This window comes from Cellvibrio sp., from assembly GCF_053579595.1.
The window spans coordinates 1-2,048 of sequence record NZ_JBRFPI010000547.1 but is presented as its reverse complement, the minus strand read 5'-3'; the positions used below and the strand labels follow the sequence as shown (position 1 = coordinate 2,048).

Sequence of the window (2,048 nt, the reverse complement as noted above, 5' to 3'; positions counted from 1 at the left end):
GGCAGCTTTAATGCTTTGGCCAACGTGGGTGCGGTTGAGGCGATTGGCCTTGAAACCGGCCTTAACTGGCAGATCAACGACAACTGGTACTGGTACAACTCGGCCAGTCTGAACGACTCTACCTATTCCGACGACTACTTCACCGAAGGCAATACCCGCGTGGCGCTTTCTGGCAAAACCGTTGTGGATTCGCCGGAGCTGATGTTCAACTCCGAGTTGGGTCTGGAAATGGGCGGCGCTTTCGCCAAGTTGCATTTCAAACACACCGGCGAGCGCTACTACACCTACACCAATGACGGCTCAGTAGATGCTTACAATTTACTGAATCTGAGCCTTGGCTATCGCTTTGAGGACTTGGGCGCGCTCAAGCAATTGACCGCCCAGTTGGATATCACCAACCTCACCGATGAAGATTACATCTCCACCGTTGGCAGTGGTGGTTTCTCCAATACCGATCCAAACGGCACCGCCCAGACCTTGTTGCCGGGCGCACCGCAGCAAGCATTTTTCTCGTTAAAAGCGATGTTCTAATGATTGTTTGACTCTTGTAGCTTGTCTCTCGTGACCTTTAATCCGTCTTTTGGGATTGGGCGCTTCTTGTGAAGCGCCTTTTTTATTTTCGTCGATACTACTGTGGAGAAACACAACATGACGATACTGACTCCTGTTCGCTGCATCGGGATTTGTATATTGAGCCTGCTGGCATCGGTAGCGTTCGCTGAACGCCCCGCACAACACCTGATTTTAGTGACGGTCGATGGCCTGCGTTGGCAGGAAGTCTTTCGCGGTATGGATGAGCGCTTGCTCAACGATAGCCGCTACACCGAACACCCCGACTCCCTGCGCACTGCCTTCAGTGCCGCCGATCCGCAGCAGGCGCGCGTGAAATTGCTGCCGTTTATCTGGAGTGAAATAGCGACCAAGGGCGTGTTGCTGGGCAACCGCGACCAATCCAGCCGTATGCAAGTCACCAACGACTGGCATTTTTCCTATCCGGGCTACAGCGAGATCCTCACCGGACGCGCCGATCCCGCCATCGATACCAATGATCCTGTGCCCAACCCGAATGTGACCTTTCCCGAGTGGATCAACCAGCAACCGCAGTGGCGCGGCAAGGTGCAGGCGTTTGGCTCATGGGATGTATTTCCCGCCATCCTCAACAGCAAGCGCGCCGGGTTTCCGGTCAATGCAGGGTTTTCCCCGGCATTGGGTAAAGTGAGTGCGCGCGAAGCCTTTATTGACGAGCTGCAGCGCCAAACCCCCAGCCCTTGGCAAAGTGTGCGTTTGGATGTGTTTACCCATCAATATGCGCTGGCGGCATTGGCCGAAGACAAGCCGCGCCTGGTGTACATCGCCTATGGAGAGACCGATGACTTCGCCCACGACGGCGAATTTGACCAATACATTCAGGCCGCGCACCGCTTTGATGGCTTTGTGCGCGAGCTATGGAATCGAGTGCAGAGTGATCGCCGCTACCGCGATAAAACCTTGCTGTTGATCACCACCGACCACGGACGCGGTGAGTTGCCACTCGAAGGCTGGAAGCATCACGGCAGTAAAAAGGCGGTCGCGCTTAACGCCTCGTCTCCGGAAATGGCTCCTTTCCAGGAGGGGATTCCGGGTGCCGATCAGGTGTGGTTTGCAGCCATGGGGCCGGGGGTGAAAGCGGCGGGCGAACTGCAGGGCGAGTGGTACTCCAACCAAATCGCTGCAACCACATTGCAGCTGCTGGGGTTTGATCCGGCGGCCTACAGCGCTGCCGCCGGTAAGCCGATGGTTGAGATCCTTAATTTATCCAAGACAAAGGTAGCGCCATGAAATCCCGCTTAATTTCCCCGATCTTGCTCTGGCTCGCGGCCGTATTTTTGCCCACTCTCGCCATCGCCGATAGCGGCAAGCCTCTTCCCAATAAACCGGATCTGGACAAGGGCATCACCCGCATCGCCTTCGGTTCCTGTGTGCATCAGGATCACGAGCAGCCCATTTGGAAGGCGATCAATATCGAGCGCCCGGATTTGTTTGTGTTTTTGGGCGATAACATCAACGGC

3 protein-coding genes are annotated in these 2,048 nt (G+C 55.6%); all 3 read left to right on the top strand.

All coding sequences use genetic code 11. The features are described from left to right. A partial coding sequence (locus ACWA6V_RS20965) for a TonB-dependent receptor domain-containing protein (protein ID WP_449524304.1) occupies positions 1 to 531 on the top strand: 531 nt, incomplete at its 5' end. Between the two features lie 117 nt (positions 532 to 648). Beyond that, positions 649 to 1,818 (top strand): alkaline phosphatase family protein, encoded by a 1,170-nt coding sequence (locus ACWA6V_RS20960; protein ID WP_449524303.1) that lies wholly within the window; start codon positions 649 to 651, stop codon positions 1,816 to 1,818. Then, on the top strand, positions 1,815 to 2,048 hold a 234-nt coding region (locus ACWA6V_RS20955; RefSeq protein ID WP_449524302.1), incomplete at its 3' end, for a hypothetical protein. The genes ACWA6V_RS20960 and ACWA6V_RS20955, both read left to right, overlap by 4 nt.

Excerpts from the sequence above, each read along its gene's own strand:
- ACWA6V_RS20960 (WP_449524303.1), top strand. The coding sequence starts at position 649 with ATGACGATACTGACTCCTGTTCGCTGCATCGGGATTTGTATATTGAGC.